The following is a 23,657-nucleotide window of genomic DNA, read 5'->3' as shown; positions in this document are numbered from 1 at the left end:
TGCGACAAGCGGCCGGTATGCGATAGAGAGCGCGTGCCGGCCGTGGCTACAAATAAGACTATTACAAGGGAATCACACGTGCAAATCCTCGAACAACGCTTCCTGCGCGGACCGAACGTCCACGCCGACTCGCCATGCCTGCTGTCGGTGGTCGACCTGCAAGACCTGTACGGCAAGTCCACCAAGGACCTGCCCGGCTTCAACCACGCGCTGCTCGAGCTGCTGCCGTCGCTGCATGGCGAGCGCCTGCCCGCCGGCCAGCCCGGCGGCTTCGCGCAGCGCCTGCGCGAGGGCACCTACCTGGGCCGCGTGATCGAGCACGTGATGCTGGAGCTGCAAACCCTGGCCGGCGCGCCAGCGGCCTTCGGCCGCACGCGGCCGGTGAACGGCCATCCTGGCCAATTCCGCATCGTCTGCGCCTACAGTTGCGAAAAGCTGGCCGAGCCGGCCTTCGACCTGGCGCTCGACCTCGTGACGGCACTGGCCCACGGCGAAGGTTTCGAGCTGGCGCCGCGCCTGGAAGAGCTGCGCGAGATCGCCGGACGTTATGCGATCGGCACCAGCACCGCCGCCGTGATCGCGGCGGCGCAGGAGCGCGGCATCCCGGTGCAGCGCATCACCGACGACGCCAATCTGTTCCTGCTCGGCTGGGGAGTCAGGCAAAAGCGGCTGCAGGCCACCACCACCGGCGACACCAGTTTCATCGCGGTCAAGATCGCCAGCGACAAGCAGCTGACCAAGGCCCTGCTGAAGGAAGCCGGCGTGCCGGTGCCCGAGGGCGACGTGGTCACCACCGTGGAATCGGCCCAGCGCGTGGCGCGCCGCCTGAACGGGCCGGTGACCCTGAAGCCGCTCGACGGCAACCAGGGCAAGGGCGTGACGGTCGACTGCACCACGCCGGACGACGTCGCGCGCGCCTTCGAGTTCGCGCGCCAGTACGGGCGCCGCATCATCGTCGAGCGCCATGTGAAGGGCCGCGATTATCGCGTGCTGGTCGCCGGCGGACGCGTGGCCGCGGCTTCGCGCCGCCGTCCCGCGCATGTGGTGGGCGACGGCGTCAAGACCATCCGCGAGCTGGTCGAGATCGAGAACGCCGATCCGGCGCGCGGCGCCGGCCATGCGACGATCCTGACCCGGATCGCCCTCGACGACCATGCCGCCGACATGCTGTCGCGCCAGGGGTTCGAGTTCGACAGCGTGCTGCCGGTCGGCGTGGTGGCCGAGTTGCGCGGCAACGCGAACCTGTCGACCGGCGGCACCGCCGAAGACGTGACCGACCTGCTGCCGGATTCGACGCGCCTGCTGTGCGTGCGCGCAGCAGCCAAGATCGGCCTGGACGTGGCCGGCATCGACATCGTGTGCGAAGACATTGGCCAGCCGCTGGCGGCGCAGCGCGGCGCCGTCATCGAAGTCAATGCGGCGCCCGGCATCCGCATGCACCAGTATCCGAGCGCGGGAGAAGCGCGCGACGCCGGCGAGGCGATCGTCGACGGCCTGATGGGCGCGTCGACCGGCCGCATTCCCGTGATCGCGCTGACCGGCACCAACGGCAAGACCACCACCACCTTGCTGGTCGCGCATGCGGCGCGCATGGCGGGCCGGGTGACCGGCGTGACCACCACCGAGGGCGTCTTCATCGACGGCAAGCAGGTGGTCAAGGGCGACTGCACCGGCTACTGGTCGGCGCGCACGGTGCTGCACGCGCCGGAAGTGGAGATCGCGGTGCTGGAAACGGCGCGCGGCGGCATCCTCAAGCGCGGCCTGGCCTACGACCGCTGCGACGTGGCGGTGGTGCTGAACATCGCGGCTGACCACCTGGGCCTGGACGGCGTCGACACGGTCGAGGACCTGGCGCAGGTGAAGGCGGTGGTCGCGCAATCGGCGTCGAAGGCGGTGGTGCTCAACGCCGAGGACGCGCTGTGCGTGCAGATGGCGCGCCGCGTGAAACCCGGCGCCGAAGTATTGTTCTTCTCGATGGACGCCGAGAACCCGGTGCTGCTCAAGCACCTGGAAGACGGCGGCCGCGGCGCCTACCTGCAGGATGGCGCGGTGGTGATCGCCGACGGCCATATCCAGCAGGCGGTGATCAAGGTCGAGAGCATGCCGGTGGCCTTCGGCGGCCTGGCCCGCTTCAACATCGCCAATGCGCTGGCGGCGGCAGCGGCCTTGATGGCAGCCGGCTTCAGCCACCTGCAGATCGCCGCCGGCCTGTCGACGTTCGTGTCGAACGGCCGCACCAACCCGCTGCGCACGAATATGTTCGACGTGCGCGGCGTGACGGTGATCGTCGACTACGCCCACAATCCCGCCGCCTACGCCGCCATGGCCGACATGGCGCGCGGCATGCTGCCAGGTCAACTGGTCGGCATCGTGACCGCCCCCGGCGACCGCCGCGACAGCGACCTGCGCGAGGTAGGCAAAGTATGCGGCGCCCGTTTCGACGAGCTGGTAGTCTACGAATCCCAAAGCCGCGGCCGCGCCGTTGGCGACGCGGTCGACCTGATCCTGAGCGGCGCCGAAGAAGCCGTGGGCCTGTCGGACACCCTGCACCGCGAACTCGAAGTAGGCAACGCCATCCGCCTGGGCCTGAGCCTGTGCGAGCCTGGCGACGTCCTGGTCTTCGCCTGCGGCTCGTCGCTCCAAGTCTTCGTCGACGCCATCCGCGCCACCGACCCCGAAAGCGCCGACCTGATCGCCGCCCAAACCACCTGACCCCAGCCCCCCTCAATGAGGGTCAGAGTAAAATTGTTGGGCAATTTCCCAAATTTGCCCAACAATCAATGAGGGTCAGAGTCGAATTATTGGCCAATAACCTGGCGGATAACCAGGGTCGGAGTCGAATTAACGGCTCAGCCGTAAATGTTGTCAAACAATTCGACACTGACCCTAATTATTTTTCTCAATTCGACACTGACCCTAATTATTTTTCTCAATTCGACACTGACCCTAATTATTTTTTCTTCCTCAGCATTCATTTTTTGCGCCAAGCCGATAAGTGGCTCGGAATGCGCTTATTCGTCTTCACGTCGTCCTAGCAAACGATAATCCGCAGCAAAATCGCGGTCCTGAATTAATTAGGGTCAGAGTCGAATTATCGAGCAATTGCCCAAATTCGCCGATCAATTAAATAGGGTCGGAGTCGACTTATTGCCCAATTGCTTCACGGATAATTAGGGTCAGAGTCGATTTAACGGCTCATCAGCAAAAGTTGTCAAACAATTCGACTCTGACCCTAATTGGAAGAAGGGAAGGAAAGGGAAACGGCCCGTGAGGGCCGTTGGGTTAGATCGTGGTGGCTTCGATGCGGCGGGCGAGGTCGGGGCGGGTGGGGCGGAGGGCTTCGGTCAGCTCGGAGATCGAGGAGCCGCAGCCGAAGACCAGCACGTCGCCGGGACGGCACATCGACAGGCCGAGGCGGATGGCGCGGTGGACGTCCAGTTCCACTTGCAGCTGCTCGGCGTCGATCTTGCCCAGGCGGGCGCCGCGCGCCAGTAGGGTGGCGGTCTCGCCGGCGGGGCGGCCGCGGTTCTCGGTTTCGTAGATCACCAGCTCGTCGAAGCCGGCGGCGCAGGTGCGGCCGACGTCGACCAGGTCGGCGTCGCGGCGGTCGCCCGGGGCGGCCACCACCCCGACCAGGCGCCCCGGCGTCATCGCGCGCGCCATTTCGGCCATGGCGGCGTAGGCCGCGCAGTTGTGGGCGTAGTCGACCACCACCGTCACGCCGTCCACGTCGAACAGGTTCGAACGCAGCGGATTGTGCTTGCTGTCGGAGACGAAGCCGCGCAGGCCGTCCGCGATTTCGTGGTTGGCGAAGCCGCAGGCGGTCAGGGCCGCCGCCGCAGCCATCGCGTTGGCGATGTTGTAGCGCGCGCGGCCGCCCAGCGAAGAGGGCATCTCGTGCACGTCCATCAGCGCCTCGTGGCGCAGGCCGCTCGCGATCACGATCGTCGAATCCTGCAGGTAGACCCCACGCCCGCCGTGCTCCACGTGGCGCAGCAGCACCGGATCCTCGGCGTCCAGCGCGAAATAGATGATTTCCACGCCGTCCGCCAGCTCGGCCCCCATCTGCACGCAGTACGTGTCCTCGGCGTTGAGCACCACCGCGCGCGAGGCGCGCTTGGCCACCACCGCCTTCACCTTGGCCAGGTCGTCGATGGTGTCGATGCCGTCCAGCCCCAGGTGGTCGGCCGAGACGTTCAGCACCACCGCCACGTCGCAGCGGTCATAGGCCAGGCCGCGCTTGAGGATGCCGCCGCGCGCCGTCTCCAGCACCGCGAAGTCGACGTCCGGCGCGCCCAGCACGCTGCGCGCCGAATGGTAGCCGGTGCAGTCGCCTTCATAGGCCTGTTCGCCGTTAAGGTAGACGCCGCTGGTGGTGGTCACGCCGGTGCGCAGGCCCGCCATGCGCACCGTGTGCTCGATCAAGAGGCTGGTGGTGGTCTTGCCGTTGGTGCCGGTCACCGCAACCACCGGGATGCGTCCGTTGCAACCGCCGAACAGCGCCTCGACGATGGCGTCGCCCGCGTCGCGCGGCGTGCCGCGGCTCGGGTACTGGTGCATGCGGATGCCCGGCGCCGCGTTGACCTCGATGATGCCGCCACGCTGGGCGCGCAGCGGCAGCGCGATGTCTTCGCAGATGATGTCGATGCCGGCCACGTCCAGGCCGATGGTGCGCGCGGCGCGGATGCAAATGTCGCGGGTTTCTTCCGGCAGCAGGTCGGTGACGTCTTCTGCGGTGCCGCCGGTCGACAGGTTGGCGTTGCCGCGCAGGTCGGCGCTCACGCCATCGGCCAACACGGTGTCGAGATCATGACCCTGCCGGGCCAGCGTCTCGTCGGCCAGCGCGTCTAGCGGAATCCTGGTGAGGATGTTGGTGTGGCCGTCGCCGCGCGCCGGGTTGCGGTTCTCGATCTCCACCAGTTGGCGGATGGTCGACTTGCCGTCTCCCGTCACGTGCGGGGGACGGCGCCACGAGGCAGCCGCGATCTTGCCGCCCGTGACCAGCACGCGGTAGTCGCGGCCGCGCAGGTATTCCTCGACGATCACGCGCCGACCGTGCTTGCGCGCGAACTCGAAGGCGCGAGCGACAGAGTCCGCGCCTACGCAGTCGACGGTCACGCCCTTGCCCTGGTTGGCGTCGAGCGGCTTGACCGCCACCGGCCGGCCGAGACGGCGCGCGATGCGCTGGGCCGCTTCCACGGTGGTGACGACGTCGCCTTCCGGCACCGGCACGCCGGCCCCGTCCAGCAGCGCCTTGGTCAACTGCTTGTCGCTGGCGATGCCCACCGCGATGGCGTTGGTGGCGCCGGTGATCGTCGCCTGCAGCCGTTTCTGGCGGCTGCCCCAGCCCAGCTGGAACAGGTTCGCGGATTCGGTCAGGCGCAGGGCCGGGATGCCGCGCCGCAGGGCGGCGTTGACGACGGCGCCGGTGCTGGTGCCGATCGCATGGTGCTCGGCGACGTCGCGCAATTCGGCGACGGCGGCATCGAGGTCGAAAGCCTGGTCGTGCGCCAGCGCGTCGAGCAGGGCGATCGCGGTACGCAGCGCTTCCTCGGCCACTTGTTCGATCGCATAGCCGCATACCAACCGGCGACGCTCGGGCTGCCCCGCGACCGGCAGGGTGGCGCCGTGCTCACCCGGCGCGCCGGCCAGGCGCTGCAATTCCATGACGACCGGCTCGAGCGCGTCGACCAGCAGCGCGTCGTCCGCCAGGCGCACCGCGGCCTCGAGCGGCAGCGCCGGCAGCAGTTCGAGCAGACGCGCCGAAAAGCCGCGGCCCTTGGCGCCGACATTGTCCACCAGCGCCATCAGGCAGGGATTGGCGGCGTACAGATTGGGCCCGCGCAGCAGGCGTTTTTCCTTGATTCTCATGACAATGTGGTCCGTTTGGTGACGTTTTCGAGGAAGTCCAGCAGTTGGGGCGGCACGCGCTTGCCAGTCTGCTCCTCTCCATCGGGCAGTGAATATTTGCTCCCGGCCGGCAGCAGGTGCAGGCGCACGTCGATCAGCTCGGGGGTGGCGCGGTCCTTGATCTCGGCCACGTTGGTGCTCATCGAACGGCCGTCGACCACGGTCACCGCGCCTTCGCCCAGCACCTCGATGCCGACCCCGCGCTCGATGATCAGCGCCGTGTCCTCGTCGATGCCGATCCCCTGCAGGTACGGATTCTGGGCTACCACCGACAACAGGCGCGACAGGCGCTGGCGTTCCGAGAAGTGCTGGTCGACCACCACGCGGTGCAGGAAGCCAAGGCCTGCGCCCAGGCTCACCGAGCCTTTCTCGGGCAGCAGGTCGGTGCGGCCTTGCGCCAGCATGTGGCCCGACATGGCCGAGGCCCCGGCGCTGGTGCCGCCGATGGTGGCGCCGCGCACCTTGAGGGCGTTGTGCATCTCGGCGTCCATTGCGGTGCCGCCGATCAGGGCCAGCAGGCGTTTCTGGTCGCCGCCGGTCATGAAGATGCCGGTGGCCTCGGCCACCTTGCGCACGAATTCTTCGCTGTTGGCGTCTTCGCGGCTGGTGATCTCGAGGTGCGCGCGTTCCTTCACGCCCAGCGTGCCGAACACCCCGTCGTAGATCTGCCACATCTCGTCGGCGATCTGGCTGGCCGCCGTGATCACCACGATGCGCGCGCTGGCGCCGCCGGAGAGTTCAACGAAGCGCGACAGGATTTCCATATCGTGCTTGCGGTCTTCGCCGCCGCCGATGATGACCAGGTGGCCGTTCTTCTGTTGCGTTTGTCCGCTCATCGTTGCACCATCTTCGAGTAAGGCATTTCGCCGTTGCTGCAGGCGCCGGCTTCGAGACGGCTGACGGCGATCAGCCCGACCTTGATCTCCGGCGCGAACAGATCAATGCCGCGCTGCAGGGCCTGGTCGAGCGGCATGCCGTCTTCGATCCAGCCGTAGACCGTGCGCGCCAGCAGGTGGCGCACGATGTGTTCGCCGATGCCGCTCGCCGCCACCGCGCCCGCGGGGCCGGCGTAGAAGCCGCTGCCGATGATCGGGGTGTCGCCGACGCGCCCGAGCAGCGACGGCGCCGAGCCGCCGGTGGAGCAGGCCACCGCGAAGTGGCCGTCGGCGCCGCGCACCACGGCGCCCACGGTGTCGCAGGCCACGCCCTCGGGCAGGTTCACTGGGGTGTTGTAATTCCAGAAGCGGTCGAACAGCCGGCTGTTCAGGCCCGGCATGGCCGGCACCGAGCCGGCCAGCTGCGTCATGATCTTGCGATGTTCGGCGCGCTGACGCTCTGACACCGGGGCGCTCTCCGGCATGCCGATCGCGCGCGCGAAGCGCGCGGCGCCGTCGCCGGCCAGCATCCAGTGCGGCGTGTCGGCGACCGCGCGCGCCAGCTGCACCGGGTTCCTCACCGATTGCGCGCAGGCGATCGCGCCAAGGCGGCCGCGGGTGTCCATGATCGCGGCATCCATTTCGACGGTGGCGCCGTCGAGGCCCAGCACCGAACCGCTGCCGGCGTTGAAGCGGCCATCGTCTTCGAGGGCGGTTACTGCGCCGACGGCGGCGTCCAGCGCATCGCCATTGACTTCCAGCTGCGCCAATGCGCGGCGCGCGGCGAGAACGCAGCCATCTTCGTTCTCGCGCGACGCGCCGGCGCCGCCATGTACCACGACGGCGCCAGCTTGTTGAGGCTTGCTCATCTCGTCCAATCCTTTTGCATTATTGTTATCGTCATTGGTCGCGCAGCTCTGTGTGCGACCAGCAGACATTATGCAAAAGCAACCGTCTGAACCATATCGGTAGCGCCGCCGTGTGTATGTAAGAGGCCGCTTACAGGGACATCCAAATCTGGTAACATACCGCCCCTTCGATATAAAGGTTCCTATGGCGCACGCTTGCGGCGTTGACTTCGGCACGTCAAACTCCACTGTCGGCTGGCTCCGCTCCGGCACGACCCACTCCGCCCCCACGGCGCTCCTGACGCTCGAGGATGGCAAGCCGACCTTGCCATCGGTGGTGTTCTTCAATGCCGACGACGAGCGGGTCAGCTATGGCCGCGCGGCGCTGGGCGAATACCTCGAAGGTTACGAGGGCCGCCTGATGCGCTCGCTCAAGAGCCTGCTCGGCACCAGCCTGATCGACGGCCAGACCGAGGTCGCCGGCCGCGCGCTGCCGTTCCGCACGCTGCTGTCGCAGTTCATCGGCGAAGTGAAGCGCCGCGCCGAAAGCGAGGCCGGCGTGCCGTTCGAGCGCGCGGTGTTCGGCCGTCCGGTCTTCTTCATCGACGACGACCCGCAGGCCGACCAGCTGGCGGAAGACACGCTGCGCGAAGTCGCACGCGCGGTCGGTTTCAGGGAGATCGGCTTCCAGTACGAGCCGATCGCCGCCGCCTTCGACTACGAGGCGCGGATCGACCGCGAGGAACTGGTCCTGATCGCCGACATCGGCGGCGGCACCTCGGACTTCTCGCTGCTGCGGCTCGGCCCGCAGCGCGCCGGCCGCAGCGACCGGCGCGACGACATCCTGGCCAACGGGGGCGTGCACATCGGCGGCACCGATTTCGACAAGTACCTGAGCCTGGCCAGTGTGATGCCGCTGCTCGGCTACGGCAGCAACCTGCGCTCGGGCGCGGCGATCCCGTCCAGTTATTACTTCAATCTGGCGACCTGGCACACGATCAACCAGGCCTACACGCGCAAGAGCGTGACGCAGCTGGCCGACCTGGCGCGCGATGCGGCCGAGCCGAGCAAGATCGCCCGCTTGCAGAACCTGATCGACGAGCGCGCCGGCCACTGGCTGGCGATCCAGGTGGAGGGCGCCAAGATCGCGCTGTCCGGCGCCGACATGGTGCGCCTGGAGCTCGATCGCCTGTCGCCGCCCGAGACGCTCGACGTCGCCCGCGCGCAGTTCGAGGCTGCCATTGCCGGCCTGGTCGACCAGGTGGCGACCACGGTGAGTAAACTGTTCGCGGATGCCGGCGTGAAGCCGGAAGACGTGGATACGGTATTCTTCACAGGTGGCTCGAGCGGCGTCGGCCTGCTGCGCGAGCGCATCGGCGCCATGGTGCCGGGCGCGCGCCGCGTGGAGGGCGACCTGTTCGGCAGCATCGGCACCGGCCTGGCGCTGGACGCGCTGCGCAGGTTCGGTTGAGATTCGCCGGCATCGTGCCGGCACAGTACAGGAAAGAGCGATGAGTGTTTACGATCGACCGCTGGTGATGCTCGACTTCGAGACCACCGGCCTGTCGCCCGAGATGGGCGACCGCATCACCGAAGTGGCGGCGCTGCGCATCGTCGGCGGCGAAGTGAAGGAGCGCTATGTCTCGCTGGTGAACTGCGGCGTGCGGATCCCGTCCTTCATCACCCAGCTGACCGGGATCACGCAAGCGATGGTCGACGGTGCCCCGCCGGCGCACCAGGTGGTGCCCGAACTGCTCGACTTCATCGGCGGCGACGTGCTGTCGGCCCACAATGCCAGCTTCGACGAGAAGTTTCTCAAGGCCGAAGGTGCGCGCTTCGGCCGCGCCACCTCGCATACCGGCCTGGTGTGTTCGCTGAAGCTGTCGCGCCGCCTGTTCCCGGGCCTGGCGAGCTACAAGCTGGGCCTGCTCTCGCGCCAGCTCGGCATCGAGTTCCGCGGCACCGCCCACCGGGCCGAGGCCGACGCCCAGGTGGCGGCCGACGTGCTGCTGCACGCCGCGCGCCACCTCGGCCGCGCCTGCGGCATAGAGCAGGTCGAGCCCGCGCTGCTGGTCTCGATCAACAAGGTCGCGGCCGCCAAGATTCCCGCCTTCCTCGACAAGTACGCGGCCACCGTGCGCGAACGCCGTATTGCTGCTGTCGCGGCGGCTGCCGCCATTCCGGCCTGAGGCTTCTGCGCCAACCGTGGCGGCGCGCGTGCGCCGCTGACGGTCCGATTGTGCGGTCGCAAATCCCCGATCCCTCGCTCTCCTTAAAATTTTAACAACGGGATTAAGAGCCTGACAGCGACCGCCGAGAGGATTTCGATGAGCGAGGATGCCGCCCGACAGGGCACCGCCACCTACGAGTGGTTCCACCGCGCCGCCAGCGGCGGCAATCCCTACGCCCAGTTCAACCTGGCCCAGCTGTACCTGCGGGGCGACGGCGTCGCGCGCGACGAGGCGAAAGCGGCGGCGTGGATGGCGCGCGCCGCCCAGCAGCGGCTGGCCTATGCCCAGAACCACCTGGGCGCCATGTACTACAACGGCCGCGGCGTGCGCCGCGACCACGCGCGCGCGGCCCACTGGTTCCGCTGCGCCGCCGAGCAGGGCGACCGCTCGGCCCAGCACAATCTCGGTCTCCTGTACCGCAAGGGCCGCGGCGTGCCCCACTCGCACCAGGCGGCGATCGGCTGGTTCTACCGGGCCGCCGAACAGGGCATGGCGCGCGCCCAGACCCAGCTCGCGCAAGGCTATCTGCACGGCCTGGGGGTCAACGTCAGCCACCCGTTGGCGATGGCCTGGTTCCGCAAGGCCGCGATGCAGGGCCACGTGCCGGCGCAGGTGCAGCTGGCGCAGATGTATGCGCGCGGGCAGGGCGTGGCGCCCAGTCCGGGCCAGGCCCTGTACTGGTTCCGCCACGCGGCCGGGGCGGGCGACCCCAGCGCCCAGCGCCAGCTCGGCCTGGCCTATGCCGAAGGCCGCGGCGCCAGTGCCGACCCGGCGCTGGCCATCCAGTGGCTCGAACGCGCGGCGGCCGGCGGCGAGCGCGAAGCGCTGTACGTGCTGGGCGGCCTGCTGTCCGGCGGCGGCATGGCGCGCGACAGCGCACGCGCGCTGCGCTGCTACATGCAGGCCGCCGCCCAGGGCCATGTGCAGGCCCAGTACCGGGTGGCGCGCATGCTGGCCGGCGGTTGCGGCGTGCAGCGCGATCCGGCGCGCGCCCTGGAGTTCTACCTGCAGGCCGCCGAGGGTGGCGCCGCCAATGCCCAGTTCGCGCTAGGCCTGCTCTACGCCAGGGGCCAGGGCGTGCCGCGCGATCCGGCCCAGGCCGCCGTCTGGTACCGGCGCGCCGCCCAGCAGGGCGACCCCAGTGCCCAGAACAATCTCGGCGCCATGTATGCCTGCGGAGAAGGCGTGCCGCGCGACGACATGCTGGCCGCCCACTGGTACCGCCTCGCGGCCCGGCAAGACCACGCGCCGGCCCAGCACAACCTGGGCGGGCTGTATGCGGCCGGGCGTGGCGTCGCCAAGAATCCCGTACGCGCCTGCATGTGGGCCTGGCTGGCGCGCCAGGGCCGCGGCCTCGATAAGGCGGCGCCGGCCGACGTCGCGCTGGCCGCCAGCACGGCGGCCAACGACTATACCGCGCTGTTGAGCCCGGCCGAACGGAGCCGGGCGCGGAACCTCGTGGAGCGCTGGCTGGCGTCGAAGACGAGTCCACGCCGGCTGCTGGGGCGTACCGGCGCATGAGCCTGTTCTGGTGTCGCGACGCCCTGCGCTGGCGTTCCGCCGGGTTTCAACGCGTGCTCGCCGTATCCCGGCATGCGTGTCACATGAAGTGTCAATACGGGTCCGGCCGCGGGCGGCGCAGCGGGCGGCCGCGCCATATTCAAGCATGTCATTTCGCGCTATGATGCCCTGCGGCCACAAGCCCACACCATCATTCAACAGCCCGAGAAGAATATGCACATGAGACTCGCCACGCTCGCCGCCGTCCTGGCCGCTGCTTTTGCCGCGCCAGCAATGGGGCAGAGCTGTTCGCCGGCCGGCCCTTCGCTGACCTATCCCGTGTCGAAGAAGGTCGACCAGACCGACAATTACCACGGCACCGTGGTGGCCGACCCCTATCGCTGGCTCGAGGACGCGAACAGCGCTGAAACTAAATCCTGGGTCGATGCGCAGAACAAGGTCACCCAAGCCTACCTGGCGCAGATCCCGCAGCGCGAAGCGATCCGCCAGCGGCTCACCCAGCTCTGGAATTACGAGCGCTACAGCGTGCCGGGCAAGGAAGGCGGCCGCTACTTCTACACGCGCAATGACGGCTTGCAGAACCAGGCCGTGCTGTACACCCTGAAGAACCTGAACGATCAGCCGCGCATGCTGCTCGACCCGAACACCCTGGCCGCCGACGGTACCGTCGCCCTGGCCGGCGCCGAGGTCAGCCCCGACGGCAAGCTGCTGGCCTACAGCATCGCGGCTTCGGGCTCCGACTGGAACGAGATCAAGGTGCGCGATATCGACACCGGCAAGGACCTGGCCGACCACATCAAGTGGGTTAAGTTCTCGAGCACCGCCTGGACCAAGGATGGGAAGGGCTTCTTCTACAGCCGCTACGACGAGCCGAAAGAAGCGACCAAGCTGGCCGACGTCAACTACTTCCAGAAGCTGTACTACCACCGCATCGGCACGCCGCAAAGCGCCGACACCCTGGTCTACGACCGCGCCGACCAGAAGGAATGGGGCTTCGGCGGCCAGACCACCGATGACGGCCGTTACCTGATCATCACGACCACCAAGGGCACCGCGCCAAAGTACCGCGTCTCGTATAAAGACTTGTCCAAGCCGGACGCCAAGGTGGTCGACCTGATCGACAACTTCGATGCCGGCTACGACTTCATCGACAACGTCGGCACCGTGTTCTACTTCAGCACCGACCGCAACGCGCCCAAGAAGCGCATCATCGCGATCGACGTGAGCAAGCCTGCCGAGAACAACTGGAAAGAGATCGTCGCCGAGAGCGCCGACACGCTGGCCAGCGCCGACATCATCGACAACCAGCTCGTGCTCGAATACCTGAAGGATGCGAAGAGCGTGGTGCGCGTGGTGTCGCTCGAAGGCAAGCCGGTGCGCGAGATCGCGCTGCCGGGCATCGGCACCGTCGGCGGCCTGTCGGGCAAGCGCAACGACACCGAGACCTTCTATTCGTTCGCCAGCTTTACCAATCCGACCACGATCTACCGCCTGAACCTCAAGAGCGGCGAGAGCACCGTGTTCCGCCAGCCGAAGGTCGCCTTCAACCCGGCCGACTACGAAACCCGCCAGCAGTTCTACACGAGCCGCGACGGCACCAAGGTGCCGATGTTCATCGTGTCGAAGAAGGGCCTCAAGCTGGACGGCTCGAACCCGACCTATCTGTACGGCTATGGCGGTTTCAATATCTCGCTGACCCCGAGCTTCTCGCCGGCCAACCTGGCCTGGATGGAAATGGGCGGCGTCTATGTGCTGGCCAACCTGCGCGGCGGCGGCGAATACGGCGAAGCCTGGCACCAGGCCGGCACCAAGCTGCAAAAGCAGAACGTGTTCGACGACTTCATCGGGGCAGCCGAATGGCTGATCGAGAACAAGGTCACCTCGCCGAAGAAACTGGCGATCGGCGGCGGCAGCAACGGCGGCCTGCTGGTCGGCGCGGCCACCACGCAGCGCCCGGACCTGTTCGCAGCGGCGATCCCGAGCGTGGGCGTGATGGACATGCTGCGCTTCCACAAGTTCACCATCGGCTGGGCCTGGACTTCGGACTACGGCTCGTCGGAAAATCCTGACGAGTTCAAGGCCCTGGTCAAGTACTCGCCGCTGCACAACCTGAAGGCGGGCACCTGCTATCCGGCAACCATGGTCACCACGGCCGACCACGACGACCGCGTGGTGCCGGCGCACAGCTTCAAGTATGCCGCCGCGGCCCAGGCCGCCCAGGCCGGCGCCGCGCCGATCCTGATCCGCATCGATACCAAGGCGGGACATGGCGCCGGCAAGCCGACCGGCAAGCAGATCGAGGAAGTCGCCGATCGCTGGGGCTTCCTGTCGCGCGAACTGCATATGCAGGATGCGACCAAGACCGTCGGTGGAGCGCACTGATCAGCTTGAGCGATTGAAGAACCGACGGGTTCCAATCAACGAGGCCGCTGGAGCGATCCAGCGGCCTTTTTAATTATGCGGCGGAGTTGGTATGTGTTGTATCCATTGCGGATAAGGGGATAATGGATTATCAAATGCCGCTACTTTCTTGGGCTTGACGGCATATTGCGGGTGCTCCCGGTATTATGTCGAAGGCGATTGTCCGATGCCCGGTATCAATGCAGGTATCGGCTCTGCCTTTCGACATAGATGCGGCACGTGATTGATTCTTATGGCGGTTCGCAGCTTCATGTTGCTCCTGCTTTCGATATAGGGAATTATGGAAGAGTTGAATGTAAATGTATTAAAGTTGTATTAGATTGCCTGTTGGTGTATATCGGAGAATTTTCGGTCGGCATGCGGTGATACATTCGCGGCGTACATGCGAATGTACATATTCCAACTTATAAAGGAGAAGCGATGTCTATTTCCGAGAATGTCCCCGAAGTCGTATTGAATGTCCTGGAGCTGCTTGTCTCCAAAAACCTGACCGGCATTCCACATCCGGCCGCCGGCACCGTCGACCTTTACGACGCACTGGTCCGGCCGCTGGCTGGCGGCGCAGCCTATGATGTCGACGCGCTGGTCCGCCCACTGGACGTCGCGCCAGCCTATGGCTACGATGCACTGGTCCGCCCGCTGAACCCGGTTCCGGCTTATGACTATGATGCCCTGGTCAGGCCACTGAACCCCCAGGAGGCGCCCGTCAATGGCACGCTGGCCGATGCCGGCGACATCGACGCCCTGCTCGGGAACCTGCTCGCGGCCCTGGGCGAGGCGAAGAGCCTGGAGATGGATCCAATCGAGCTGTCCGAAGCCTTTGCCACTTCGCTGTCGTCGGTGCCGGACGCGGTGTGGATCGCCCTGGTGGCGCATCTGGAATCGCTGCCGGACGCCGCCACTCCGGTGACCATGACGGAAGGATTCTTCGACGGCCTGGCGCAGTTCGCGGTGCCGCAAATCGACGTCGAAGCCGCGATCCAGCTGGTCGGCATCGGTGTTCTGGATGCCGTGGTGCTCTGAGCGCAAGCTGCAGTTCCTGCAAGGCCCCTGACTGATCCAGCGGCCTGACGGCGGGCAAGGGCGCCGCGCATGGCGGTTACCCTTGCCCCTTGGCGATCAGCGATGCACGACCACGAGCATGGCTTTCGCCTCGGTCTTGCCGATATTGCGGATCACGTGATTCTGGTCCGCCGGATAGCGCGCGGTCGCCCCGTGCCGCACCTTCCTCTTCTCATTCCCCACCTCCAGCTCGACCGTACCCGTGATCACCGTCAGGTGCTCGCCGGTCCCCGGGTCGTGGGCCTGCGAGGCCAGCTCTCCCCCAGGCGCCAGGGTCAGCTCATACCATTCATACTTGCCGGCCAGGTCCATCGGCCCCAGGATGCGCAGGGAATAGCCGGCATGGGCGCCGGGCAGGGTGGGGATCTCGTGGGCGTCGACCACCCGGATCAGGTCGCTAGTCCTCACCTCGGACGACAGCAGCTCGCCGATCTGCACACCCAGCGCATTGGCCAGGCGCCAGGTGATGGCGATGGTGGGATTGGCCTTCTCGCGCTCGATCTGGGACAGCATCGATTTCGATACCCCGGCGATGCGCGACAGGTCTTCCAGCGTCAGGCCGCGCGCCAGCCGCAGGCGTTGTAGCGTAGCGCCAACTTCTGGCGGGGCATTGTTTGTTAGAGTAGTACTCATTTTCCGTTGGGCGCCTGTTTGCGTATTGCCTAATGCGAATTGCTTATAAGTATATTGGAAGCCGCTTGCCAAGTTCATTGGCTGGGCGTAATATTCAATATATTGAATTTCTGTTCGAGATAGCGAACTAGTTCTCTACATCGAACGAACCAACGGTACAACATCCGCCGACCGCCGGTCAAGCCGCCGGTCTCGCCAATCACCAGGGAACAGGGGAACACCATGAGCGATCAAGCTTTCTACAGCAGCCTGCAGCAAAAACTCGCGACCTTGAAGGACGAGGGCCTGTTCAAGCCCGAGCGCGTGCTGGCCTCGCGCCAGGGCGCCGAAGTGGTGGCGCAGGATGGCCGTACCCTGATCAATATGTGCGCCAACAACTACCTGGGCCTGTCCGGCGACGTGGAGACCCAGAAGGCCGCCGCCGCTGCCCTGGAGAAGTACGGTTATGGCCTGTCGTCGGTGCGTTTCATCTGCGGCACCCAGACCGTGCACAAGGAACTCGAAAGTGCACTGTCGAACTTCCTGGGCACCGAAGACACCATCCTGTACGCGGCCGCCTTCGACGCCAATGGCGGCGTGTTCGAACCGCTGTTCGACGAGAATGACGCCATCATCTCGGACGCCCTGAACCACGCCTCGATCATCGATGGCGTGCGCCTGTGCAAGGCCGCGCGCTACCGCTATGCCAACAACGACATGGCCGACCTCGAGAAGCAGCTGATCGCGGCAACCGAAGCCGGCAAGCGCCACAAGATCATCGTCACCGACGGCGTGTTCTCGATGGACGGCACCATCGCCCAGCTGGACAAGATCGTCGAGCTGGCCGAGAAGTACGGCGCCCTGACCATGATCGACGAATCGCACGCCTCCGGCTTCATGGGCGCGACCGGCCGCGGCACCCACGAGCATTGCGGCGTGATCGGCAAGATCGACATCATCACCGGCACCCTGGGCAAGGCCCTGGGCGGCGCGATGGGCGGTTTCACGTCGGGGAAAAAAGAAGTCATTGAAACCCTGCGCCAGAAGTCGCGTCCCTACCTGTTCTCGAACACGCTGGCGCCGATGATCGCCGGCGCCTCGCTGGCGGTGCTGGAGCGCATCTCCAAGTCGACCGCGCTGCGCGACCGCCTGCACGAAAACACCGCCTACTTCCGCAAGGAGATCGAGCGCATCGGCTTCACCATCAAGCCGGGCACCCACCCGGTGGTGCCGGTGATGCTGTTCGAGGCGCCGGTCGCGCAGAAATTCGCGGCGCGCATGTTCGAACTGGGCGTGCTGCTGTCGGGCTTCTTCTACCCGGTGGTGCCGATGGGCCAGGCGCGCGTGCGCGTGCAACTGTCGGCGGCCCACACCCGCGAGCAGCTCGATTCCGTGCTGAAGGCCTTCGAACAAGCCGGCAAAGAGCTGGGCATCATCAAGAATTAAACTATATAGAAGCAAGGAATCGACAGCATGGAACGCATCCTCATCATCGGCGCCAACGGCCAGATCGGCAGTGAACTGGTCAGCGCATTGGCCGAAAAGCACGGCGCGCAGAACGTGATCGCCTCGGATATCGGCGACAAGAACCTGTACGGCGCCGCACGCTATACCGTGCTCAATGTGCTGGACAAGGACAGCCTCGCGCGCCTGGTGGCGGATGAAGGCATCACCCAGGTCTACCAGCTGGCCGCCATGCTGTCGGCCACCGGCGAGAAGGCGCCGCTGAAGGCCTGGAGCCTGAACATGGACGGCCTGCTGAACATCCTCGAGATCGCGCGCGAACGCGGTGAAGCGGGCAAGCCATTGAAGGTGTTCTGGCCGTCGTCGATCGCCGCCTTCGGCCCGACCACCCCGAGCGAGAACACGCCGCAGTTCACGATCATGGACCCGACGACGATCTACGGCATCAGCAAGCTGGCCGGCGAGCGCCTGTGCGAGTACTATCACAGCAAGTATGGCGTCGACGTGCGCAGCATCCGCTACCCGGGCATCATCTCGTATAAATCGCCTCCGGGCGGCGGCACCACCGACTACGCCATCGCGATCTTCCACGCGGCGCTGCGCGGCGAGACCTATGAGTGCTTCCTGGGGCCGGAAACGACCCTGCCGATGATCTACATGCCGGACGCGATCCGCGCCACCATCGAACTGATGGAAGCGCCAGCCGAACAGGTCGCGATCCGTTCGTCGTACAACGTGGCGGGCGTGTCGTTCAACCCGCGCGAACTGGCCGCCGCGATCTCGAAGGCGCTGCCGGCTTTCCGCATCGACTACAAGCCGGACAGCCGCCAGCAAATCGCCGACTCCTGGCCGAAGAGCCTCGACGACAGCCGCGCCACCACCGACTGGGGCTGGAAGTCGCGCATCGGTATCGACGAGATGGTCGATTCGATGCTGAAGAATATCGACGTCGGCCTGGGCGTGGCGGCATAAGCCGGCCACGACACCGGAACCTTCAACGGCCTGCCGCCTCGACGCGCCAGGCCGATTTCCATAATAAGAACTGACACTGTGAGACAAGCATGGACATGAGCGTTTTCGATTTATTCAAGATCGGCATTGGCCCGTCGAGTTCCCATACCGTGGGCCCGATGGTGGCGGCGCGCCGCTTCCTGCTCGAGAGCGGGATGCTGGAACAGGCGGTCGGCGTCGAGGCCCACCTGTATGGCTCGCTGGCGCTGACCGGCGTCGGCCACGCGACCGACAAGGCCGTGATCCTCGGCCTGATGGGCGAGACCCCGCAGGATGTCGACCCGGGCGCGGTCGAGGACAAGCTGGCGGAGGCGGAATTCGACGGCGTGCTACACCTGCTGGGCACGAAACCGGTGCCGTTCAGCGCCAAGACCAACCTGGTCTGGCATAAGGCCTCGACCCTGCCGGAACACCCGAACGGCATGCGCTTCGTGCTCCATCTGCAGGACGGCAGCATCATCGAGCGCATCTATTATTCGGTCGGCGGCGGCTTCATCACCGCGGCCGGCGAAAGCCAGGTGCGCGCCGCCGAGACGCCAGCGGCGCCAGTGCCGTACCCGTTCGATACGATGGCCCAGCTGCTCGAGCATGGCCGCCGTCATGGCCTGAGCATCACGCACATGCTGCGCGCCAACGAGTGCGCGCGCATGGGCAACGAAGAACTGGACGCGGGCCTGGACAATATCTGGCGCGTGATGCGCGAGTGTATCTGCCACGGCCTGGTGACCGAGGGCCGCCTGCCGGGTGGCCTGGACGTGCGCCGCCGCGCGGCCGGCCTGTGGAAACAGGCGCAGCAAGCCCAGCAACAACCGCTGAACGCCTTGCCGCATGACGCGGTGCAGCAGGTGAGCCTGTACGCGATGGCGGTCAACGAAGAAAATGCGGCCGGCGGCCGGGTCGTCACTGCGCCGACCAACGGTGCGGCCGGCATCATCCCGGCGGTGCTGCGCTACTACGCCGAGGATTGCCGGCCGATCGATCCGCAGCGCGGCGTGCGCGATTTCCTGTTGGCATCGAGCGCGATCGGCATGCTGTGCAAGAAGAACGCCTCGATCTCGGGCGCCGAAGTCGGCTGCCAGGGTGAAGTCGGCGTGGCCTGTGCGATGGCGGCGGCCGGCCTGGTGGCGGCGCTCGGCGGTACGAACGAACAGATCGAAAACGCGGCCGAGATCGGCATCGAGCACCACCTGGGCATGACCTGCGACCCGATCGGCGGCCTGGTGCAGATTCCCTGCATCGAGCGCAATGGCATGGGAGCGATCAAGGCGATCACCGCCGCCTCGCTGGCGCTGAAGGGCGACGGTACCCACTTCGTGAGCCTGGACAGCGCGATCGAGACGATGCGCCAGACCGGCGCGGACATGCAGGTCAAGTACAAGGAGACATCGCTCGGCGGCCTGGCGATCCATGTGGTGACGGTCAACCACGCGGCTTGCTGAACCGCAGCCCGGCAATTCCTGGGCGGCCCCATCCGGCGCCGCCCAATTTTATTCACCCAAACAACTTTTTTGCAGCACAGCATACATTTCCGCCCGCTCCCACTATAATAAAGTTTCAATGTGAGCCAACCGGATCTTCAAACTGTATGCACTATGTGTCCACCCGCGCGACGAGCGCGTCCGCAGCACGCAATCCCCAGCAATTCTCCGACATCCTGCTAGGCGGCCTGGCCCCGGACGGTGGCCTCTACCTGCCGGCCGAGTACCCGCAGGTGACCGGCGCCGAGCTCGATGCATGGCGCAAGCTGTCGTACGCCGACCTGGCCTATGAAATCCTGCGCAAGTTTGCCACCGACATCCCGGACGCCGACCTGAAGGCCCTGACCGCACGCACCTATACGCCGGAGGTCTACCGCAACGCCCGCGCCGACGAATCGAACGCGGACATCACCCCGCTGCGCGTGCTGGAAGACGGCCCGCAGGGCAAGCTGGTGCTGCAGGCGCTGTCGAACGGCCCGACCCTGGCCTTCAAGGACATGGCGATGCAGTTGCTGGGCAATCTGTTCGAGTATGCGCTGGCCAGGAACAACGATGAACTCAACATCTTCGGCGCCACCTCGGGCGACACCGGCAGCGCAGCCGAGTACGCGATGCGCGGCAAGCGCGGCGTGCGCGTGTTCATGCTGTCGCCGCACAAGAAGATGAGCGCCTTCCAGACCGCCCAGATGTTCAGCCTGCAGGACCCGAACATCTTCAATATCGCGGTGGAGGGCGTGTTCGACGATTGCCAGGACCTGGTCAAGGCGGTCTCGAACGACCTCGAATTCAAGGCGCGCCAGAAGATCGGCACCGTCAATTCGATCAACTGGGCGCGCGTCGTGGCCCAGGTCGTGTACTACTTCCGCGGCTACCTCGCAGCGACCACCAGCAACGATCAGAAGGTATCGTTCACGGTCCCGTCGGGCAACTTCGGCAATATCTGCGCCGGCCACATCGCCCGCATGATGGGTCTGCCGATCGACAAGCTGGTGGCCGCCACCAACGAGAACGACGTGCTGGACGAGTTCTTCCGCACCGGCGTCTACCGCGTGAGAAAGCCGTCCGAGACCTTCCACACCAGCAGCCCGTCGATGGACATCTCCAAGGCCTCGAACTTCGAGCGCTTCGTGTATGAACTGGTGGGCCGCGACGCCGAGCGCACGCATGCCTTGTTCCGCAAGGTCGACACCCATGGCGGCTTCGACCTGTCCGGCGCGCCGGGCAGCGATGGCGACGAATTCAAGGACGTTGCGAAGTTCGGCTTCCTGTCGGGCCGCTCGACCCATGCCGACCGACTGGCCACGATCCGCGACGTCGCCGACGACTACGGCATCACGATCGACACCCATACCGCCGACGGCATCAAGGTCGCGCGCGAGCGCCTGGAGCCGGGCGTGCCGATGATCGTGCTCGAGACCGCGCTGGCGGCCAAGTTCAACGAGACGATCCTCGAAGCGCTGGGCCAGGATGCCGAGCGTCCCGCCGGCTTCGAGGACATCGAGTCGCTGCCGCAGCGCTTCGTCGTCATGCCGGCCGACGTCGTTCGCATGAAGGCCTATATCGCCGAACACACGGGGCTGTGATGAACGCACCGGTACAGAAAGCCCCCATGCTGTCGGTGCGCGAGGCGCTCGACTTCCTGCTGGCAGCCGCGCGGCCCGTCGAACAGGTGGAAACCATCCCGACCCTCGAGGCAAACGGTCGCGTGCTGGCCGCGGACCAGCTGGCAACGATCGATGTGCCGTCGGCCGACAATACGCAGATGGACGGCTACGCCGTGCGCGCGGAGGATTGCGCGAGCGGCAGCGCCACCCTGGAGGTCAGCCAGCGCATCCCCGCCGGCAGCGTCGGCCATGAGCTGGAACCCGGCACCGCGGCGCGCATCTTCACCGGCGCCCTGATTCCACCGGGCGCCGATGCGGTCGTGATGCAGGAGCAGGCCGAGGCGGTCGGCGACAGCGTCACCATCCACCATGCGCCGCGCGCCGGCGAGTGGATCCGCCGCAAGGGCGAGGACATCAGCGCCGGCGCCGTGATCCTGCCGGCGGGCAGCCGCCTGCGCAGTCAGGAACTGGGATTGGCGGCCTCCGTCGGCCTGGCCAGCCTGCCGGTGCGCCGGCGCCTGCGCGTGGCGGTGTTCTTCACCGGCGACGAGCTGACCATGCCGGGCGACGTGCCGCCCGAAGGGCTGAAACCCGGCGCGATCTACAATTCGAACCGTTTTACCCTGCGCGGCCTGCTGGAGAACTTCGGGTGCGAGATCAGCGACTATGGCATCGTGCCCGATTCGCTGGAAGCGACCCGCGCCACCTTGCGTGAGGCGGCGCGCGAGAACGACCTGATCATCACCTCGGGCGGCGTCTCGGTCGGCGAGGAGGACCACATCAAACCCGCCGTGGAAGCGGAAGGGCGCCTGTCGATGTGGCAGATCGCTGTCAAGCCTGGCAAGCCGCTGGCGTTCGGCGAGGTGCGCCGTGACGATGGCTCCGCGTTCTTTCTAGGCCTGCCCGGCAATCCGGTCTCGAGCTTCGTCACCTTCCTGCTGTTCGTGAGGCCTTTCCTGCTGCGCCTGCAGGGCGTGACGGGCCAGGTCGAGCCGCAGGGATACACCGTGCGCGCCGATTTCGAGCTGCCGAAGGGCGACCGCCGCAACGAGTTCCTGCGTGCGCGCCTGAACGCGGCCGGGGGACTGGATCTGTTCCCGAACCAGAGCTCGGGCGTGCTCACCTCGACGGTGTGGGGCGATGGCCTGGTCGACAACCCGGCGGGCAGCCGCATCGCCGCGGGCGATCTGGTGCGCTTCATCCCGTTCGCCGAATTACAGTATTAGGAAAGACATGAAGATCAGTTTGAAATACTTCGCCGCGCTGCGCGAAGCAGTGGGTATCGCGCAAGAGCAAATCGACCTGCCTCCGGATGTCACGACGGTGGGTGGCGTGCGCGAATTGCTGCGCGCACGCGGCGGCGTGTGGGCGGAAGCCCTGTCGTCCGAACGCGCCGTGCGCATGGCCCATAACCAGGTCATGTGCGACGGCGATACGCCGGTCAAGGAAGGCGCCGAAGTAGCGTTTTTCCCGCCGGTGACCGGCGGTTGAAAGAAGCCGGCCAAGGTTTATCCGGGGCCGGCTTTTCCTTCACAGGGCGGCGATCGATTCCTCGGCCAACGCCATCAACTTCGCGCAATTGCTGTTGCGCGCCGCGAAATCCTTCCACGCCGTATTGCGCGCCACCGACTGCCAGCCGCGCAGGGCTTCCGGATTGAGGTCGACCACGCGCGCGCCGACGCCGCGATAGACCGACACCACCGCCGCATCGTCGATGCGCGCCATCTTCATCGCGAATTGCTCCAGGTCGGCGCCGACCTTGAGGATGGCTTCCTGCTGCGGCTTGGCCAGGCGCTCGAACACGGTGCGCGACATCAGCAGCGGCTCGAACATGAACCAGTACGAGCCGCCGCGCGCCGTGGTCAGCGAGCGCGCCGTCTCCTGCAGGCGGAAGGAAATGAGCGACGTCGACGAGGTCAGGGCGGCGTCGAGCGCGCCGCTGCGCATCGCGTTGTGGATCTCGTTGGACGGCAGGCTGACGACGGTCGCGCCGGCGTCCTGCAGCAGCATGTCCATTTCGCGCGAGCCGCCGCGCACCTTCAGGCCGCGCACGTCCTCGGGCGTGACGATCGGATCGCCGCGCGAGGCAACCTCGCCGGCCTGCCAGATCCAGCTGACGATCACCAGTCCCTGTTCGCCCAGGATGCGCGCCAGCTCGCGCCCGACCGGGGCGTTCTTCCAGCCATAGCCCTGTTCGTAGGACGTGACCAGCGCCGGCATCAGCCCGATATTCGCTTCCGGCGCCTCGCCACCTGCATACGACAACGGCACCAGGGCCATGTCGAGCGAGCCGCTGCGCAGCGCGCCGAACTGGGCGTTCGGCTGCATCAGGCTCGACCCCGGGTGGATAGAGAACTTCAGGCCGCCGCGCGTGCGCTTCTCGACCTCGGCCGCGAACATGCGGCACAGCCGGTCGCGAAAATCGCCCTGGGCGATGCTGCCGCCGGGGAACTGGTGCGAGATCTTGAGATTGCTGGCCTGCGCCCAGGCGGACTGCATCCATAAGGGACTGGTCGCGATCGCGCCCAGCATTGCCCTGCGGGTCGTAAACGACCGGTTGATTACCGACATATACATCCTCCAAGATGTTTTAACGGACTGCCGGGTGAATCGTGGCTGA

At 66.3% G+C, this 23,657-nt stretch carries 17 protein-coding genes; 12 read left to right on the top strand and 5 right to left on the bottom strand.

The features are described 5' to 3' along the window. Nucleotides 1–78: 78 nt before the first annotated feature. The gene (cphA, locus tag J3U95_RS05020; RefSeq protein WP_208277545.1) at nt 79–2,712 is read left to right on the top strand and encodes a cyanophycin synthetase; all 2,634 of its coding nucleotides are present in this window, start codon (nt 79–81) and stop codon (nt 2,710–2,712) included. Nucleotides 2,713–3,282: 570 nt separating this feature from the next. On the opposite strand, the gene cphA (J3U95_RS05015) is transcribed toward cphA (J3U95_RS05020), so the two are convergent. Genes cphA (J3U95_RS05015) through J3U95_RS05005 form a run of 3 tightly spaced genes read right to left on the bottom strand, consistent with a single transcriptional unit; the run spans nt 3,283 to nt 7,654 of the window. Beyond that, nucleotides 3,283–5,871 carry a cyanophycin synthetase gene (gene cphA, locus J3U95_RS05015; protein ID WP_208277544.1) on the bottom strand — a complete coding sequence of 863 codons (2,589 nt, stop codon included), beginning with the start codon at nt 5,869–5,871 and terminating at the stop codon, nt 3,283–3,285. Then, nucleotides 5,868–6,746, bottom strand: coding sequence for a cyanophycinase (locus J3U95_RS05010; protein ID WP_208277543.1), 879 nt, complete (start codon nt 6,744–6,746; stop codon nt 5,868–5,870). The genes cphA (J3U95_RS05015) and J3U95_RS05010 overlap by 4 nt, the downstream gene beginning before the upstream one ends. Beyond that, complete coding sequence (locus J3U95_RS05005; RefSeq protein WP_208277542.1) at nt 6,743–7,654, bottom strand: isoaspartyl peptidase/L-asparaginase; 912 nt, start codon at nt 7,652–7,654, stop codon at nt 6,743–6,745. Before J3U95_RS05005 ends, J3U95_RS05010 begins: the two co-directional genes overlap by 4 nt. A 184-nt stretch (nt 7,655–7,838) precedes the next feature. On the opposite strand from J3U95_RS05005, the gene J3U95_RS05000 reads away from it, so the two are divergent. The 5 genes from J3U95_RS05000 (at nt 7,839) to J3U95_RS04980 (ending at nt 14,829) form a co-directional block, all read left to right on the top strand. Next, entirely contained in the window at nt 7,839–9,104 is a 1,266-nt protein-coding gene (locus tag J3U95_RS05000) for an Hsp70 family protein (RefSeq protein WP_208277541.1), read from the top strand. Between the two features lie 40 nt (nt 9,105–9,144). Next, nucleotides 9,145–9,822 carry a 3'-5' exonuclease gene (locus tag J3U95_RS04995; protein WP_208277540.1) on the top strand — a complete coding sequence of 226 codons (678 nt, stop codon included), beginning with the start codon at nt 9,145–9,147 and terminating at the stop codon, nt 9,820–9,822. Nucleotides 9,823–9,960: 138 nt separating this feature from the next. Beyond that, complete coding sequence (locus tag J3U95_RS04990) at nt 9,961–11,385, top strand: tetratricopeptide repeat protein (protein ID WP_208277539.1); 1,425 nt, start codon at nt 9,961–9,963, stop codon at nt 11,383–11,385. A gap of 213 nt (nt 11,386–11,598) precedes the next feature. Further along, complete coding sequence (locus J3U95_RS04985) at nt 11,599–13,767, top strand: prolyl oligopeptidase family serine peptidase (RefSeq protein WP_208277538.1); 2,169 nt, start codon at nt 11,599–11,601, stop codon at nt 13,765–13,767. A 459-nt stretch (nt 13,768–14,226) separates the two neighbouring features. Next, the gene (locus J3U95_RS04980) at nt 14,227–14,829 is read left to right on the top strand and encodes a hypothetical protein (RefSeq protein ID WP_208277537.1); all 603 of its coding nucleotides are present in this window, start codon (nt 14,227–14,229) and stop codon (nt 14,827–14,829) included. 96 nt (nt 14,830–14,925) lie between these two features. Here the strand turns inward: J3U95_RS04980 and J3U95_RS04975 are convergent, their stop codons facing one another. Continuing rightward, entirely contained in the window at nt 14,926–15,501 is a 576-nt protein-coding gene (locus tag J3U95_RS04975; RefSeq protein WP_208277536.1) for a helix-turn-helix domain-containing protein, read from the bottom strand. A gap of 222 nt (nt 15,502–15,723) precedes the next feature. Between J3U95_RS04975 and J3U95_RS04970 the strand changes: the two genes are divergently transcribed. The 6 genes from J3U95_RS04970 (at nt 15,724) to moaD (ending at nt 22,528) form a co-directional block, all read left to right on the top strand. After that, nucleotides 15,724–16,926, top strand: coding sequence for a glycine C-acetyltransferase (locus J3U95_RS04970; protein ID WP_208277535.1), 1,203 nt, complete (start codon nt 15,724–15,726; stop codon nt 16,924–16,926). Between the two features lie 27 nt (nt 16,927–16,953). Then, entirely contained in the window at nt 16,954–17,916 is a 963-nt protein-coding gene (locus tag J3U95_RS04965) for an NAD-dependent epimerase/dehydratase family protein (protein ID WP_208277534.1), read from the top strand. Between the two features lie 89 nt (nt 17,917–18,005). Then, nucleotides 18,006–19,394, top strand: a complete 1,389-nt coding sequence (locus tag J3U95_RS04960; protein ID WP_208277533.1) for an L-serine ammonia-lyase — start codon at nt 18,006–18,008, stop codon at nt 19,392–19,394. A gap of 146 nt (nt 19,395–19,540) precedes the next feature. Beyond that, nucleotides 19,541–21,016 (top strand): threonine synthase, encoded by a 1,476-nt coding sequence (thrC, locus tag J3U95_RS04955; RefSeq protein ID WP_208277532.1) that lies wholly within the window; start codon nt 19,541–19,543, stop codon nt 21,014–21,016. Beyond that, nucleotides 21,016–22,263, top strand: coding sequence for a molybdopterin molybdotransferase MoeA (locus tag J3U95_RS04950; RefSeq protein ID WP_208277531.1), 1,248 nt, complete (start codon nt 21,016–21,018; stop codon nt 22,261–22,263). Before thrC ends, J3U95_RS04950 begins: the two co-directional genes overlap by 1 nt. A 7-nt stretch (nt 22,264–22,270) precedes the next feature. After that, a complete protein-coding gene (moaD, locus tag J3U95_RS04945; protein WP_208277530.1) occupies nt 22,271–22,528 on the top strand; it encodes a molybdopterin converting factor subunit 1 in 258 nt (85 codons plus the stop codon). 39 nt (nt 22,529–22,567) lie between these two features. On the opposite strand, the gene dctP is transcribed toward moaD, so the two are convergent. Beyond that, on the bottom strand, nt 22,568–23,608 hold the full coding sequence (gene dctP / locus J3U95_RS04940) for a TRAP transporter substrate-binding protein DctP (RefSeq protein ID WP_208277529.1): 1,041 nt from the start codon (nt 23,606–23,608) through the stop codon (nt 22,568–22,570). Between the last annotated feature and the right edge of the window lie 49 nt (nt 23,609–23,657).

It is taken from the genome of Massilia oculi (genome assembly GCF_017582745.1).
In the GTDB taxonomy this organism is placed as follows: domain Bacteria; phylum Pseudomonadota; class Gammaproteobacteria; order Burkholderiales; family Burkholderiaceae_D; genus Telluria; species Telluria oculi_A.
Note: the sequence above shows the minus strand (reverse complement) of the source record. Positions and strands in the feature narration are given on the sequence as shown.